The sequence below is a fragment of the Crateriforma spongiae genome, assembly GCF_012290005.1.
Lineage (GTDB): Bacteria > Planctomycetota > Planctomycetia > Pirellulales > Pirellulaceae > Crateriforma > Crateriforma spongiae.
On the sequence record NZ_JAAXMS010000001.1, the window covers coordinates 1 to 15,295 of the forward strand.

The window sequence follows — 15,295 nt, forward strand, 5'->3', positions numbered from 1 at the left end:
GCACGATGAGACACTCGATAGCAGCAACAGTGAAGCAAAACCAGTACATCCTACGTGTATACAGCAGTATCCCCACAGCGAAGACCAGCAATGACATTATCAGCATTGACGCGAACAAAAACATAATGAAAGTTGGCAGTGGTCCTACTATCACAACATTTTTGGCTAGGAGAAACTGCCCAAGTGAGGTAACGAAAAAGAACAGGCCAGCAACAATGTGCAAGGCTGAAAGCACTCTGACGTGAGTTTTGTCGGTCTCGTTGGTCATGGAATGTCCATGTTCTCAGTTGGATAACGGCGGCGACGACCGGGCCGCCGTGGTCGATCGCTGACTTCAACATGACGCGAGCGGCGGCTCCGCGTCAATCGCTTGGTTATCGGGCTTCGGACCCTGTAAAGACTATTCCGCTGGCTCGCCATCGACCTTGGATGTCGCGATGAGCATAAGCGCCATCCATTCCAGAATGGCCTGAAACACAAGTGCGAAGCGAAGCCCCACCACGACGCCAACGACAGCAAGCACCATCGCGCTGATGAAACCAAAGTACAAACCGACGTATCCAAAGACGACTGCGAAGATTGGAACGGACACATAGGGCGTCTGCTTCATCGCCACACGTAGCCGCTCAATGCACTCGCCATTTCGCTGTGTGTCGTTTGCGTAGTGATTCATGACGCTACTATCCCTTATCCGACAACGTTCGCCGTCACCGGCCGGCGAGAGTGAAACTAGCCATCGAAAAACGCATTGCCGCCGCTCCAGTGCACGGCTTGGAAATCCGGCGTCTACCCTGATATCTCAGTCAGCCCTCAATCGTACGGAGGATCCGAGCAGGGTTGCCAACAGCAACGACGTTTGCCGGTAGATCCCGCGTGACCACTGCACCTGCGCCAACCACCGTATTGTTGCCGATCGTTACACCAGGACAGACGATAACTCCGCCCCCAAGCCAAACGTTATCGCCAATGATGATCGGCTGAGAGCCTTCCCACTTCGCTTGGCGGGGCAACGGTTCAATTGGGTGAGTCGCCGTTAGCAGTTGGACGTTAGGTCCGATTTGAACGTCATCACCAATCTCAATCTTGCCGACGTCGAGGCAAATCAGACCCCAATTAGCAAAGGTACGGGCGCCAATGTGCGTCTGATACCCGTAGTCACACCGAAGCGGTGGGCGAATGACCGTGCCCTCGCCGACGCTTCCAAACAGTTCGCGCAAAATTCGGTCCTGGACTAGTTTGTCGTCACCGTTGGTTGCATTGAATGCAGCGATGAGTTTCGCCGCGTGGTTACCATCACGAACGAGTTCCGGATCGTCGGCAATGTATTGGTCACCGGCGAGCATTCGCTCGCGATTCGAACGACCATCGGGTTGGAATCGTTCATTCATGTATTGACGCCAGTAAACAAGGTTGCCGCCAAGAGAAAGCCTTCACGTGTTCGGATAACTCTGAATTCTTCAGTGGTTTGGGAAGAATGCCCGTCCGCTCTCCAGATTCGCCCCTAGCCGAAATCCCCTCCGGTGAGCGGTATTTTAACCGTTCTCCCCGAGTCGGGTGAACGACAAATCCACGCAATGCAAACCGATGGATACGCGTTGACCCTTTGCCTTCCTTCGGCACCAACTAGCAAAGGTCAGGCATGTTTTGAGGTGCGTTTCCGCATCCAGAATGACTGAAATTACACCGGTGTAACGGAGTTCAGCGAATCAGGGTGGAAGCCCAGTTTTGCCCGTTGAACGGGAGACGCTTGCCGCCGATCGTTGACGGCACGGCAGATCCATCCGTCGAAACGATCACCGACAAAAACCGCATCCAACGCGGCCGAACCGGCGAGCGCCTCGGGTGACGGTCACTCCGCCGCGCAGCACTCGCTGGGCGAGCAGATCGAAGCGGACAAGTATCTCCGCAGCGTCAAAGCCGCCGAAGGTCGCATGAGCCTGAAGCAAAAGATCGGCCTGGGCCGCTTCGTGCCGCCGGGGCGTTCGGATGACCGGACAATTGATTGGAGTCGACGGCAAGCCACTGACCAGCCGACACGAAAAGACGCGGCGGTCGCCGCTGGCCAAGTACGCCGCCGCCCAGACCACACCGGGCAACCGCCGGCACTGGGAAATGGAGGACCTACGGCCGGGAAAAGACCTCCGTCCCCTTTGGGGTCTCCTGTTGGTCACCTGGGCAAGAAACGCCTGATTCGAAAGAGTGGCGATTCAGGGCGCGAAAGCTCGCGTCTGCGATCAGGCTCCATCGCTCGAGAGCCGGATCGCGGTGATCGGCCAGAGATCTTCGAGCTTCGGATTTTCTACCAGAAGAAAGATCGGTGCCGAACTTGATTGCCCCATCCCCTTCGATCGGTTGGGGTGGGGGATGCAGATGTCGAAAGCCCGCGAAATGCGGGCTAAAACAGCGGAGGGCACGGGACTCGAACCCGCAGCCCCTTACGGGGTACCTCAGTTCCAGTGAGGCCGCTCACCAATTCGCTTACCCTCCTGCGGACGATCAGGCCGACGCGAGCGAAATCATCGCCCGATTCGATTGATCGTCAGTTCGCAAGCTTAGCTCCTGCGATCAGCTTCAAGAAGGCCTCGTTGTTTTCAAAACGGCCGAGCTGCTTGGTCAATTGTTCCATCGCGTCGATCGGATGCATTTCGCTTAGCGTTCGACGCAGCATGGTGACCGTTTCGTACGTTTCTTCGTCATGCAGCAATTCTTCGCGACGCGTTCCACTTTGGCTGATATCGATCGAGGGCCAAATGCGTCGGTCGGCCATCCGCCGATCCAAGACCAGTTCCATGTTCCCGGTTCCTTTGAACTCTTGGAAAATGGCTTCGTCCATGCGGCTGTTGGTGTCGACCAGGCAGGTACCGACGATGGTCAGCGAACCGCCTTCTTGGAACGCACGTGCGGTCGCAAACAGCTTCTTCGGGATATCCATTGCTTTGATATCCAGACCGCCCGACATTGTCGCGCGGCCGCGGCCGGTGCTGCCGACCCATTTATTGAAGGCACGGGCCAGGCGGGTGATCGAATCGAGCATCAAGAAGACGTCTTCGCCACGTTCGGCCAAACGCTTGGCCCGGTCGATAACCAGCTGGCTGAGACGGACGTGGCTGTCAACGTCCATGTCCAGGCTGCTGGCGATGACTTGTCCGCCCTGGACATTGCGGCGCATGTCGGTGACTTCTTCGGGCCGCTCGTCGATCAGCAGCACCATCAGCTTCAGGTCGGGATGGTTCTGTGCGATCCCGGCAGCGATGTTTTGCAGCATGATCGTTTTTCCGCTGCGTGGCGGCGCGACGATCAAGGCACGTTGGCCTTTGCCCAGCGGTGCCAGCAAATCGATCACACGGTTGGTCACCGGTTTTTGGCCGACTTCCAGGTGCAGCCATTCTTCCGGGTTGATCGCGGTCAAGCTGTCAAAGTTCTTCACGTTCAAATAGTCTTCCGGCGGCATGCCTTCGACTTCGGTGATTTCTTTGACGCGAGGACCCTGTTGGCGACGTGCCTGTTGGACCATCCCCTTGATGTAGACGCCCTGCCGAAGGCCGAAGCGTTCGATCATCGTCCCCGGCACGAAGGGATCGCTCCGTTCGCGGGTGTAATCGTTTTCTTCGCTGCGCAGGAAACCGTATCCATTGGGATGCAGTTCCAGGATGCCTTCACCGGCTTCCATGGGCGCATCTGATTGGAAATCGGCGTCACCGTTGGCCTGCGGGTTACCGCCATTGCCGCCACGACGGCGACGTCGGCCTCTCGATTTGGGCGCTCCATTATCGTTGCCCTGGCCATTGCCAGAGCCACTTCGGCTCCTGGGAGCCCTTTTCTTTTTCGCCATTTGTCATCCAAACCGCACGTTCATTCCGCGCAATCGCGGCCTAAACGTAAGCATCAAGAAAGGTCGCTGTGGTCCGAGAAAGGGAAAGAAAAACTCCGTCCGGTGCCGCGACAACGCAGCCGGTGGAATTAAATTGTTCTGGAATCGGTTTTGTTTCTGGAAAGTCAGTCAGATTCAGCCCGGCAAGGACCGATCTGTCGGCCAGTCATGACGACTCAGGGCCGTGACTCGTTAGATTTTCAACGGGTGAATTTCGGCTCCGCTCCGATTAAAACCCGGCCAGCGATCGATACCTGTGATCATGCCGTGCGATGCCGCCCATTTCGATTCATGTCGGGCGACGGATCAGAGAGAGACACTCCCGTGTCTGATTGGGAATGTCGACGGGATCAAATCCCGAGTCCCATGTTCTGCTCCCAAATATAGAACCCGTTCGCCCAATGTCAAGAGAAGATGTCGCGGGCAACTTGGGGGGATCGCGGCGACGCCGGCAGAGTTTGATGCGATAGCGGAGCCGACATTGGTCCGCCGACGTTGGGGCATTCGGGGGGATTTGCCGGAAAACTTTGCCTGGTCGGCAATTTCGGTTCAAGCGGTACGACCGTGGCCGTCGATGGTGGGTGATGGGGCGATCTGTCTGCCGTCGCTGAGGCAGCCCTAGACGCCACCCACCAAATTTCGCTACCTCCCCCAAGAACCATGATCCGGTCCCAATACCGGTTCGACGCGAAAAAGGAATTTTGCGATGTGCCGTCTCCTAACAAAACACGCCGCCATGACCGCGATCGCCATGGTCGTCGCGCTGGCCGGCTCATTCGCTGTGGCCGCCGAATCCGGCATCCCCTGGCAATCCAATTTGAAGCAGGCCCACGCCGAAGCCAGCCGTGACGGCAAGCTGCTGTTATTGCACTTTTACGGTGACAACTGTCCTTGGTGCGATCGGTTGGAAGCCGGTGCATTCCAGAACGGTGCCGTCGCCGCTGCGATCACATCGAAATACGTGCCGGTGAAAATTCACGTCGGCAAAGATCCCGCTATCGCAAAGATGTTCCAGGTCAAAAGTTTGCCGACCGACGTGGTGGTGACGCTGAAGGGCGAAAAGTTATCGCACAAGGTCAGCCCACAAGACCCGCGTCAGTACGTGGCGATGCTGAACACCGCGGCCGCATCGGCCGGCCCCGCCGCCGAACCCCAGACCATGATGGCGGCAAGCCAGCCGGCACCGACGCCCTCCCCTGCACCGGCGGCGACGCCGGAGCCGGCACCGGTGGTTTCGACCGTTGCGGGACAGACCAACAATCAATTTGCGTTGCCCAAAGCGGCAATCGCACCCGGCGGTGTTCAGGCGACGGCCGCCGGCGCTCGCACCGATGCAATGACGTTGGACATGCCGGCGCAGATCGCCGTGCCACCGACCGCCAATCAGCCCGCGGCCGCATCACCCCAAACGCCCGCGGTTCCACCCGCCGCAACCGATGCTGAGGCGGACGTCGCGGCCGCAGCCCCGGCTGTCGCGCCCAGCGATGACCTGCCTCCGCTGGCGCTGGAAGGTTACTGTGCCGTCAGTATCAACGAAGACTACGCTTGGGTCGAAGGCAAGCCCGAGCACGGCGTCCTGCACCTGGGACGCCTGTACTTATTCAGCAGTGCCGAAAACAAGCAAAAGTTCTTGGCTGATCCGAAACCCTACACGCCGGTGATGAACGAAATCGACGTGGTGCGGTTCTTCGAAGAAAAACGCATCGTTCCCGGAAAGCGTGATTATGGCGTGAAGGATCCGATTCATGGCCGCATGTTCTTCTTCGCTGACCAAGCGGCACGTGACCACTTTGAAAACCAATTCGAACGGTACACCGATGCCGCCATCGAAGTGATGGACCAAGCGATCGGCGACGCTAACCCGTAATGCTGGGATCAGCTTCGCCGCTGTCGCGGGCCCGTCGATCGGTTGTGGTTGGGCGCGAAAGGCTTGGCCGCGTGCCATGCCCCGAAGAAACCCATCAGTACCGGTTCACCGGTGAACGCTGCGACTGGGGCGTCGCATAGGACGGTCGAATCCCGTTCAGGATGGACACACCGGCGACGAAGCACATCGCGGCGACCAGCATGACCATGGTGCGGGCGGCGGTTCGTCCGAAACGCTCGTCCACGGCGCGGACGGATCGTAATTGAAAGGGCACTTGCCAGGGACCTAGCGCGACCGCCGTGGCGACGACCGCCAAAACCAGGGCGATGCCGCCCACCAGAGAATCGCCGTAACTCAAGAATCAAAATCGCGTTGACGGAGCCGGCGGCGAATCTGGCGGATCTGCAGTCGCGCCGATTCAACGTCCGGGTTGATGCTGAGACAGCGTTGCAGGGCACGCAACGCACCTTCGGGATCACCCAGGATCAGTCGGCATTTCGCCAAGCCTTGCCACGCCGGGTAATGGAATCGGCACCGCCAAAGGCATGCGTGATAGGCGGCTCGGGCTTGGTCGTAATTTTCCAAACCGTGCCAACAGATCGCCAATTGGTGATGGGCTTCGGCATACATCGGCGCTTGGTCGCACAGAATCATCGACGGTGCCAACGCGGCGGCGTGTTCGCCACCATCGTTCAGGTGCATCAGCTTCAGCAATTGCTGGTGATGCCGCGGGGCGGCCGAACGAATCAGCAACGCGCCAAAGGCGTCATCGGCGGCCAAGCGGACACCGCGGTCGGGATCGCTGATCGCACGTCCCAGCGGGTCGATCGTTCGGTGGTCTCCCAGCATGCCAAGTGCCAACGCAGCGGCACGACGCATTTCCACGTCGCCGCGTAACAGCAGCGACGCGATGGTCGTTACCGAGTAGTGTTCGTCAACTTGGGATGCGAATCGTGTCGAATCGGCCGTCGCCAAAAATTTGCGATAGGCGGTCGTCAGCCGGGTCGTCCGAACAACAGGTGAGGTCACAGCAATATCCGTCAAAGGGTGATGTTCGCAGTTCGGTCGCGAGCATCCTAGGCAGGTCAGCCGGAACGGCAACCAGGCATCCTTTGGCGGTTCAGGTCACCCGAAACGGTTGCGGCAGTCAAGACAACCCCGTCACTGCCGACGAGTCTAATTACGGGACCACCGCCCAACAACTCGCTAAGATGAATCCCAGGTGAATGTCCCGTGTCGGGCCGTCGGAGGGGACGGATGGCAAATCAGGTCGGGTCTCCAAAACTGCCTAAATTGCGTAATTGTTGCCGTGTTTTCTCTCTCGAATTCGACCGGATTTATTTCATCGGCCGGACACTTTCGATCCACGGGGCGTCGGCCGGCCTGGGCGGGGCTATGGGGCGTTTTGCTAGCGTCATGTTTCGCCTCCTCGCCCGATGCGGCGACACCGGAATCGATCGTCGCCGATCGCGAAGCCTATCGGACCTTGGCCAGCCCGATGACGATGCGGGCCGAAGGCCAGACCATCGGCCAGGTGGTCGACCAACTGGCGACCACGCGAACCCTGAATTTGTGGCGTCAGCGGGATCTGGACTGGGACGCCGAACTGCCCGAAATCAGTTTGGGACCCAGCGTTGCCGCCGCACTGCAGCAGGTCGTCGATCGGTTGGACGCCACCTTGGTCGTGCGCAGCGGCGTGGTGCTGGTCGGTCGGTCGGCCTGGATCGAGCGTAATTTGGCCGAATTGCATCGGGCCGAACTGGGTGGGGCCCAACTGAATGAGGCGCGTACCGTGGGCTCGCAGCGACGCACCACGGGGGCATCGGTTGCCCGCCCCGCCGCCCACTTGGTATCCATCCGCTGGCCCGACCTGATCACCCCGTCCGAGTTGGTCCGTCTGGCCCGGCGTGCCGATGGCGTGCACACCGCGGAACTGTCCCCTTCGGACATCGCCAGTCGACCCGAAGTTGATGATGAGTTTCCACATGATCTGTGGCCGGCCGGTCAGTTGATAAGGGTTGCACCGGAGTCGGTGGAATCATTGGTGCGAAGCCAGTTTGCCGCACAGTCTGAACCATCCGAGGCGTGGCAGGATCGCTATCCCGGCGTGATCGGCAGTGGTCGTTGGGGACGGCGGGTACGCACCGCTGTGGGAGCGGGCAGAATGTCGACCGCCAATGGAACCGTGACACTGACCGGAACCGCGGCGACGCACCGGGTAGCATTGCAAACACTGTTGCAAGCGTTCTTGGCGCGGGCGAAATCGGCGACAACGGGCAAAGCGGCCACATTTGATTTCAAGGTGGAAAATCAACCGGCGTCCCACGTGCTGGAATCGCTGGCGCACGCCGCCGAAGTTCCATTGCAGGTCGAAATCGATGAGCCGGCTCGGGTGCAACAGCGTGTGACGTTTTCGGCTGAAAAGAAAACGTTGGAGCAGTTGGCTCAGCAGGCGGCATCCGAAGCGGGTTTGCAGATCCAATTCCAAGCCGATCGCTGGATCATCCGCTGATGTAGGTGGCGGCCTGGATCGCCGATTCGAAGGTCATCGATTCCATCGCCTGTTGGCTGATTCGCACTTGGTCCACCGCATCGCTGCGGATCGGTCGAGCGATCTGAATGGTCGACTGGGACAGATCGATTCTTTCGCCACTTTCGCGTTGCAGAACGGGCATCGCATAGCCATCGCGTGGTCGGCGGATGACGGTCGCCATCGTGCCATCGGTCAGTTCCACGGTGCTGCCCAGCGGAAACAGGGTTTGGGTCAACAGGAATGCGCGAATCACGGTTGGTTCGAACAGACCATGTCGGGCCTGGTGCAACAGGATCCCGATCGCGTCGTGTGGCAGAATCCCAGGGCGACGATCGGTCGGCAGGATCAGTTGCAGGTAGGCATCGACCACGTTCAAGATTCGTGCGTACGGGTGAATCCGATTGCCCGATAGCCCGCGGGGAAATCCGACGCCGTTGTACTGCTCGTGAACTTGTTCGACGGCCAAGCGAATATGGCTGGCGACTTCGCCGACTTCGCTCAAGCACTGTTCCGACAGGATCGGGTGCTTGCGATAGGTCCATTGTTCGTCTTCGCTGAGCACGACGCCGACATGACGAAACTTTTCGTCCATCATGAAAAGGCCCACGTCGTGCAGCAGTCCGGTCGTCCCGATTTCGGATACCGCCTTGCCGTCGAGTCCCATTTCAACGGCGACCGCCATTCCCAGGTTGGCCAATTTCACGCTGCGTTCGGTCAAGTCACATTGTTCTTGGGCGCTTCCGAAGACGCTGACGGTTTGGTCGTGATCGTCGATCAGATTGCTGGTGAAACGCTGCGAAAGATCGTCGATGGCCTCGATCGTTTTCAATTGGTGTTTGGAAACCGCTTCGCGAATCTCATCCACCTGCTCGATGGCCGACGCGTAATCTTTCTTCAACGATTCATATCGCTTTTCATCCAACGGTTCGTCGAATCGATCCACCAAGAAGTTTCGCAGCGGCCGCCCCGAATCGAGTGCGGACTGTTCGGATTCCGCGTGCGTCGTGCGTTTGGCGGACGGCTCCTTGCGTTTGGAATCGTCTTTTTGGAATTGAGCCGCGTCTTTGGGGTGAACCTCCACCTGTTCGATCCCGCGGTCCACAAGGCCCGCGATGACCGATTCGGTGATCTCGGTGTTTGCACCGAGCAACAGCACACCCGATTGATCAACGATCGGATGCGAACAGACCACCCCGGACTGTAGGTCCTCGACCCAAATCGTCACATTCGCTGATTGCCCCATCAGCGGATCTCCCCATTTTGTCTGGTAACGTCCACAATAGGCTCTGGCAAAGCGCGAGGGTTGCACCGAGTCTGGTGCGTTTCCGCTTCGATTTTCTTGCCCTGCATAATGCAACGCTAGGTTCAAAACGCACTGATTGCCCTATGAATTCGCCCTTTCCGGCACAGAATGCGGGTGGCCGCTACGACGTGGTGGTCATCGGCGGAGGGATCGTAGGGTTGGCGACGGCCGTGACGGTTTTGCAGCGTCATCCGGAGTGTCGGCTGGCGGTGTTGGAGGCCGAGTCCGACGTCGGACGACATCAGAGCGGCAATAACTCCGGCGTGATCCATTCAGGTCTGTATTATCGTCCCGGATCGACCAAAGCAAAAACCTGTCGCGAAGGCAAGCAATTGCTGGAGCAGTTTTGCCGAGACGAGGGCGTTCGCTGGGACCGCTGTGGCAAGGTGGTCGTCGCCGTCAACGCGGACGAACGACAGCGGCTGGACCAGATCGCCGATCGGGCAACACAAAACGGCGTGGAGTTCGAGCGGATTGATACGGACCGGCTACGCCAGCTGGAACCGGCCGCGGCGGGGCTTGCCGCACTGCATGTGCCCGAAACCGGGATCGTCGATTATCCCGAAGTCTGCCGCGCCATGGTGCGCCGAATCCGTGCGGCCGGCGGACAGGTGATCACCGATTTTCGTGTCGATGCGATCGATGTGGCGGGGACCGATGTCGTGCTGAAAGCCGTCCAGCACGATGATCCGATCCGCTGCGACCGGTACGTCAATTGTGGCGGACTGCAATGTGATCGAATTGCTCGTGCCGCTGGGGTAAAGACCGACGTTCGCATCGTTCCGTTTCGCGGGGAGTATTACGAACTGAAATCGGAAAGCCAGCGGTTGTGTCGAAATCTGATCTATCCGGTGCCCGACCCCAGCTTTCCCTTTTTGGGCGTCCACTTCACGCGGATGATACAGGGAGGCGTTGAATGTGGTCCGAACGCGGTCCTGGCGATGGCACGGCACGGATACCGCTGGTCTGATGTGAATGTTTCAGACCTGGCGGAAACGCTTTCCTTCGCTGGTTTTCGAAAGCTGGCCGGAAAGCATTGGCGGATGGGGGCCGGCGAGATGTATCGCTCGTTCAGCAAGCACGCCTTCACTCGGGCGCTGCAGAAGTTGATCCCGTCGATCCGTTCCACCGATTTAAAGCCGGGACGTTCCGGTGTCCGCGCACAGGCGGTTACACCGGAGGGTGTGCTGGTGGATGATTTTCTGATCCAACGTGGGCCTCGATCGGTCCACGTGCTGAACGCACCGTCACCCGCCGCAACCGCATCGCTGGCGATCGCCCGTCACGTCGTCGACCGATTTGAATCGGAGGAAGACTGATGAACGGTTTGGGCGACCGGGAAACGGCGATCCACGCTGCCGATGATGTTCGGCAGGTTTAGTTGTCGACGCAGGTTTCCAAGAACCGGGCCAGACGGTGGAAATCGCTGTCGGGCTGGATGAAGCGGACCTTGGTGACCAGGGTTTCGGGGTCCACCAATTCTTGGAACGGCACAAAGTGCAGATCCAATTGTCCGGAGACCGACACCATAACACCGTTCAGCTTTTCTTCCACCAAGGCGCGATACGCACCAACGCCCAACTGGGACCCCAGCATGATGTCGTAGGCGTGCGGCGGTGCACAACGTGATTCGTAACCCAATTGCAACCCGTTCACCTTGCGAGTCCGGCCGGTGCGTTCGTTGTATCGTGCCGACAATAACCCGGACATCATGGCGGCCAGATTGACCGAGGAGATGTTAATGTGGCCGTGATCGTCGCGGCTGATGCCTTCCAGGTATTTCGACGGCAGGTATTCCGCCATGCCTTCGGCGACCACGATTGTTCCGTACTGGCGTCCTTCGCGTTCGCGGGCCAGCATCATGTCGACCATGCGATCGATGACCCGATCCAACGCCATGATCTTGCGTGTTTCTCCGGTTTCTTGGCTGACCACTTCTTCATCGGCCATGGCACCGCGGATGTCTTCGACGCTGAGGACCATGCTGGCTTCACCGGCGATCGCCGCACCATAGGCCAACCAGCCGGCACTGCGCCCCATCGCTTCGCACAGGAAGTAGGCCCGGCCGGCGGCGGCGTCAAAGTTCAGGTTGCGGATTTCTTCGGCCAGGGTTTCCACGGCGGTGAAGAAGCCGAAGGTGAAGTCGATGCCGCTGTAATCGTTGTCGATCGTCTTGGGCAAGTGGACGACGGGAAAACGCCTGGCTTCGGCCGGCAACCCGTCCTGGAACATCTTCAGCTTGTTGGCGGTCTTCAGCGTGTCATCGCCACCGATGCTGATCAGGGCGTCAATCTCCAGACTGCACAGACCTTCATAAACCCGCCGCAGGGGCGCGACCAGTTCCGGATCCTTCAGGTTCTCGGGGCTGCTGACGTGGCGGCCGGGGTTGGTGCGAGCCGTTCCGATCATGATCCCGCGACTGCTGCGGGCGTTGGTCAGCGTGTCATGGCTGAATCGGATGTAGTCGGTGCCTTCCTGCAGCGGTCCGGCGGCGCTGTATTCGGCCAGCCGACTGTAGCCGTGCTTGATGCCGAAGACCTGGGCGCCTTCTTCCAGAAACGAGAATGCCGCCGTGCTAATCACCGCGTTGGCTGCCGGTGCGGGGCCGCCGGCGAACAGGATGGCGACGCGTTTGATATCGAGGCTGTGATGATCAGAGGAAACTGGCATGACGAATCGGCTCGCGTGAACTGGATCGGCGACCAGGACGCCGGTCTTCATCGGACCGATTACGTCACCCGTTCGCTCGCGTGGTTTGGTTTTGGAGTCGGAAATTCTAGGCTTCTGGGGGCGACCGCCAAGACGGCTGGTCCCACCTGGGGTGAATCGCGGCCCTGTCGCGGGTGGATTCTAGGTGGCGTCGGCTTGTTCGATCGCCTCCTCGATGGTCGCCTGATATTCGGCGTCGGTCAGGTCGAAAATTTCTCGCAAACGCCCCAGAAGTTCCAGACGTTGGCCGTCCAGCGGTTCGTCGGCGGTGGCGGCCAAGAAGACGATCTGCAGGGCCAAACGCCGTTGCTGTTGGGTCCAGCGGCGGCTGACCGTCAAGATGTAGTGATCCGGCTTGATCCGGTTGTCGACGGCGATGGAACACAGTTGTCCCAATTCTTCGCGGTCGATCGGACGCTGCAAAAGATCGTTGGAAAGCGAAATCAGGGTGTCGATTTCGCCCGGTGTGATCTGTTGGTCGATCAGCACCGTCAAAATAGCCGACCGCAGGGCTTCGTCTTTGAATTGGGCTTCTTTGGCCGCTTCGTGGCTGTCGCGGTCCATCTCCAAAACGCTCAGATCCCAGGTGGCGTCACATCCGTCGCACTGGATGAATTCCTCGGCCGCCCCGACCGGCACGGTGGGGATGAAGTAAAGCGTCAGGAACGGTCGACGCGATCGGCGACGGTAAAACTCCGTCGTCCCGCATTGGGGGCAATAGAAACTGCCTCGGTCGCGGGTTCGGGTCAAGTTCATGGTGCCGATCAGGATCATTGACGGCGGGACCTCGCAGGAAAAGGAATCACCACGGGCGGCGGGTCACCGGCGAATACCCCACAAACGGGGCCCGGGCCACGCAACCGTCCCATGGCGGTTCGAAATGATTGGTTTGATTGAATCGAATGCGAAAGGCTTGACGATACAAGATCGACGTCCGCTGTTCATTCGACGCAGGAATCCCGTCCGCCATGGCCATTTTGCCGGTCAACACGACGCGCACCAGTACGCCACTTGCGACCCAGCGGCTGTTGTTCCAGCTGAACGCCGACCAAGTCGAACTGCAGCGGACCTATGATCAGCTGAGCACGGGCCGGCGTGTTTTGCGAGTCTCCGATGACCCCGCGTCCGCCGGACGCGCGTTGGTACTGCAACGTGGCATCGACCGCACCGACCAGTTGCAACGTAACGCCCAGGCGACCGAAGCATTCTATCAGTCGACCGATGATGCGTTGGCACGAATCGACGATGCTTTGATCCAGGCCCGCGGTGTCGCGGTCGAAGCGGCCCAAAACGTGTTGTCCGAAGACGAGCGGGCGGCGTTGAGCGCGACCGTCCAGCAGGCCCTGAATTCGGTCTTCACGGCGGGAAACGTGATGTTTCGCGACCACCAATTGCTGGGCGGGATCCTGGAAAGTGAAAACGCACTGAACTGGATCGACGGAGGCGTAAATTTTTCGGGGACCGAAGCGGTCGGGAACACCAAACTGGGCGGCGGTGTTTCCACCGCGATCAACGTCAGTGCGTCCGAAAGTTTGGGGCTGCTGTCGACCGTGGTCACCGGTGATTCGTTGGGGGCCGGGCTGGCCCGCGACACGCGGTTGGTGGATATGAAAGGCGGCGAAGGCGTTCAGCCGGGCATCATCCGTGTCAGCGACGGTGGTAACTTTCAAACCATCGACCTCAGCCGTGCCGCGACCATCGGCGATGTGGAAGACATCATCGACCAATACGATCTGAACGGTCGCCGATTGTCGTTTTCGATCACCAACGACACCGTCCGTCTGGAGTACAGCGACGGGCTGCCGGGGACTCTGGCCGTGGACGACGTGCCTGGTGGTACAACGGCCAGCGACTTGGGACTTTTCAACCCACAAGGGTTCACCGCGCCGCCGTTGACCGGGACGGGGATGGCGCCCCGGGTGACCACCGAAACGCGGATCGACCAATTGGCCGACGGTGCGGGGCTGGATCTGACCGGTGGACTTCAAATCAGCCGCGGTGGTCAAGATTTTGACATCGACTTGTCGGAGGCGGAGACGCTGGGTGACGTTCTGATCGCGATCAACCGCAGCGACGCCGATGTCCAAGCGGAACTGGATCAATCGGCCGGACGCATCGTGCTGAAAGCCCAGCGAAGCGGCGTCGATTATTCGATCGGTGAAAACGGCGGCGTTGCAGCCAGCAGCCTGGGGATTCGGTCCTCCGACGAACAGACTCGGCTGAGCGAACTCGGGGGCGGTCGAGGGTTGGTGCTGAACAGTCAAGACGATGATTTGGTCATCACCCGTCCCGACGGCGTCCAGCTGGGCATCAATCTGGAAGGTGCCGAGACGATCCAGGACGTCATCGATCTGATCAGCAATCATCCCGACAACCAGGACAGCCTACGCGTGCTGGTGCGTTTGAATGCGGTGGGCAACGGTTTGGAACTGGAAGCCCCGCCGGGCGCGGGAAACTTGGAAGTTTCACAACCCGGGCTGTCCGACGCGGGTTCACAGTTGGGGCTGATCCCCGACGGGGAAACCGTGGGCACCGGGGAATTGTCCGGCGGCTCGATGCGCTTGGTCGGTGGGGACTATGACCCACAGGAAGCCGGCGGAGCCCTTGATACGTTGATCCGGCTGCAACGTGCGGTGTTGGATGGTGACGTCGAAGAAATCTCGTTGTTGCAAGATCGCCTGGACGTTGATTTGGACCGATCCAGCCGGACCCGCGGCAGGGTCGGTGTGTGGAGCCAGAACCTGCAGCAACTCAGTGACGCCAGCGCCCAAGAATCTTTGCTGCTTCAGTCGCAACTGTCCGACGAAATCGACGCCGACTTGGCCACCGTGATCAGCGAAATGACGTCCCGGCAAACGGCGCTCGAAGCGTCCATGCGGCTGATCGGACAGACGTCACAAATCACGGTTCTGAACTATCTGTAGCGATGGTCGACTTTCCGTTGACGCCGTCCGTTCGGCCAAGCTGCACTTTCCGCATCGGTTTGTAACGAATTTGTCGATTCGATGAATG

At 59.5% G+C, this 15,295-nt stretch carries 14 protein-coding genes and 1 tRNA gene; 5 read left to right on the plus strand and 10 right to left on the minus strand.

Going from position 1 to position 15,295, the window contains the following annotated elements; all coding sequences use genetic code 11:
• The 3 genes from HFP54_RS25130 to HFP54_RS00010 all read right to left on the minus strand — a co-directional run.
• Nucleotides 1-268, minus strand: a 268-nt coding sequence (locus HFP54_RS25130; RefSeq protein ID WP_206035933.1) for a hypothetical protein, incomplete at its 3' end; no start/stop codon positions are given.
• 132 nt (nt 269-400) lie between these two features.
• A complete protein-coding gene (locus HFP54_RS00005; protein ID WP_168563623.1) occupies nt 401-673 on the minus strand; it encodes a hypothetical protein in 273 nt (90 codons plus the stop codon).
• A gap of 130 nt (nt 674-803) precedes the next feature.
• Complete coding sequence (locus tag HFP54_RS00010) at nt 804-1,343, minus strand: sugar O-acetyltransferase (protein ID WP_235951155.1); 540 nt, start codon at nt 1,341-1,343, stop codon at nt 804-806.
• A 643-nt stretch (nt 1,344-1,986) separates the two neighbouring features.
• Here HFP54_RS00010 and HFP54_RS00015 point away from each other — a divergent pair.
• Entirely contained in the window at nt 1,987-2,190 is a 204-nt protein-coding gene (locus HFP54_RS00015; protein WP_168563625.1) for a hypothetical protein, read from the plus strand.
• Nucleotides 2,191-2,404: 214 nt separating this feature from the next.
• Here HFP54_RS00015 and HFP54_RS00020 read toward each other — a convergent pair.
• A tRNA-Ser gene (locus HFP54_RS00020) sits at nt 2,405-2,487 on the minus strand.
• 52 nt (nt 2,488-2,539) lie between these two features.
• Nucleotides 2,540-3,832 (minus strand): transcription termination factor Rho, encoded by a 1,293-nt coding sequence (rho, locus tag HFP54_RS00025; RefSeq protein ID WP_145302461.1) that lies wholly within the window; start codon nt 3,830-3,832, stop codon nt 2,540-2,542.
• A 775-nt stretch (nt 3,833-4,607) separates the two neighbouring features.
• Between rho and HFP54_RS00030 the strand changes: the two genes are divergently transcribed.
• Complete coding sequence (locus HFP54_RS00030) at nt 4,608-5,738, plus strand: thioredoxin family protein (protein WP_235951156.1); 1,131 nt, start codon at nt 4,608-4,610, stop codon at nt 5,736-5,738.
• A 94-nt stretch (nt 5,739-5,832) separates the two neighbouring features.
• Here HFP54_RS00030 and HFP54_RS00035 read toward each other — a convergent pair whose 3' ends face one another.
• Both HFP54_RS00035 and HFP54_RS00040 read right to left on the minus strand, forming a co-directional pair.
• Nucleotides 5,833-6,096, minus strand: a complete 264-nt coding sequence (locus HFP54_RS00035) for a hypothetical protein (RefSeq protein WP_146411185.1) — start codon at nt 6,094-6,096, stop codon at nt 5,833-5,835.
• The gene (locus tag HFP54_RS00040; protein ID WP_196784362.1) at nt 6,093-6,767 is read right to left on the minus strand and encodes a HEAT repeat domain-containing protein; all 675 of its coding nucleotides are present in this window, start codon (nt 6,765-6,767) and stop codon (nt 6,093-6,095) included. Before HFP54_RS00040 ends, HFP54_RS00035 begins: the two co-directional genes overlap by 4 nt.
• Before the next feature lie 376 nt (nt 6,768-7,143).
• Here HFP54_RS00040 and HFP54_RS00045 point away from each other — a divergent pair, with 376 nt between their 5' ends.
• The gene (locus HFP54_RS00045; protein WP_168563626.1) at nt 7,144-8,250 is read left to right on the plus strand and encodes a hypothetical protein; all 1,107 of its coding nucleotides are present in this window, start codon (nt 7,144-7,146) and stop codon (nt 8,248-8,250) included.
• Here the strand turns inward: HFP54_RS00045 and HFP54_RS00050 are convergent.
• Complete coding sequence (locus HFP54_RS00050) at nt 8,240-9,514, minus strand: HD-GYP domain-containing protein (protein ID WP_168563627.1); 1,275 nt, start codon at nt 9,512-9,514, stop codon at nt 8,240-8,242. The two genes, HFP54_RS00045 and HFP54_RS00050, sit on opposite strands and share 11 nt — an antisense overlap.
• Before the next feature lie 143 nt (nt 9,515-9,657).
• Between HFP54_RS00050 and lhgD the strand changes: the two genes are divergently transcribed.
• Nucleotides 9,658-10,893, plus strand: coding sequence for an L-2-hydroxyglutarate dehydrogenase (lhgD, locus tag HFP54_RS00055; RefSeq protein ID WP_168563628.1), 1,236 nt, complete (start codon nt 9,658-9,660; stop codon nt 10,891-10,893).
• A gap of 58 nt (nt 10,894-10,951) precedes the next feature.
• On the opposite strand, the gene HFP54_RS00060 is transcribed toward lhgD, so the two are convergent.
• Together HFP54_RS00060 and HFP54_RS00065 are read right to left on the minus strand one after the other, a co-directional pair.
• Nucleotides 10,952-12,244: a 6-phosphofructokinase gene (locus HFP54_RS00060; RefSeq protein WP_146411197.1), complete on the minus strand. Its 1,293-nt coding sequence runs from the start codon at nt 12,242-12,244 to the stop codon at nt 10,952-10,954.
• Nucleotides 12,245-12,424: 180 nt separating this feature from the next.
• On the minus strand, nt 12,425-13,039 hold the full coding sequence (locus tag HFP54_RS00065; RefSeq protein ID WP_235951157.1) for a TerB family tellurite resistance protein: 615 nt from the start codon (nt 13,037-13,039) through the stop codon (nt 12,425-12,427).
• A gap of 212 nt (nt 13,040-13,251) precedes the next feature.
• Here HFP54_RS00065 and HFP54_RS00070 point away from each other — a divergent pair, with 212 nt between their 5' ends.
• The gene (locus HFP54_RS00070) at nt 13,252-15,207 is read left to right on the plus strand and encodes a flagellin N-terminal helical domain-containing protein (protein ID WP_168563630.1); all 1,956 of its coding nucleotides are present in this window, start codon (nt 13,252-13,254) and stop codon (nt 15,205-15,207) included.
• The last annotated feature ends 88 nt before the right edge of the window (nt 15,208-15,295 follow it).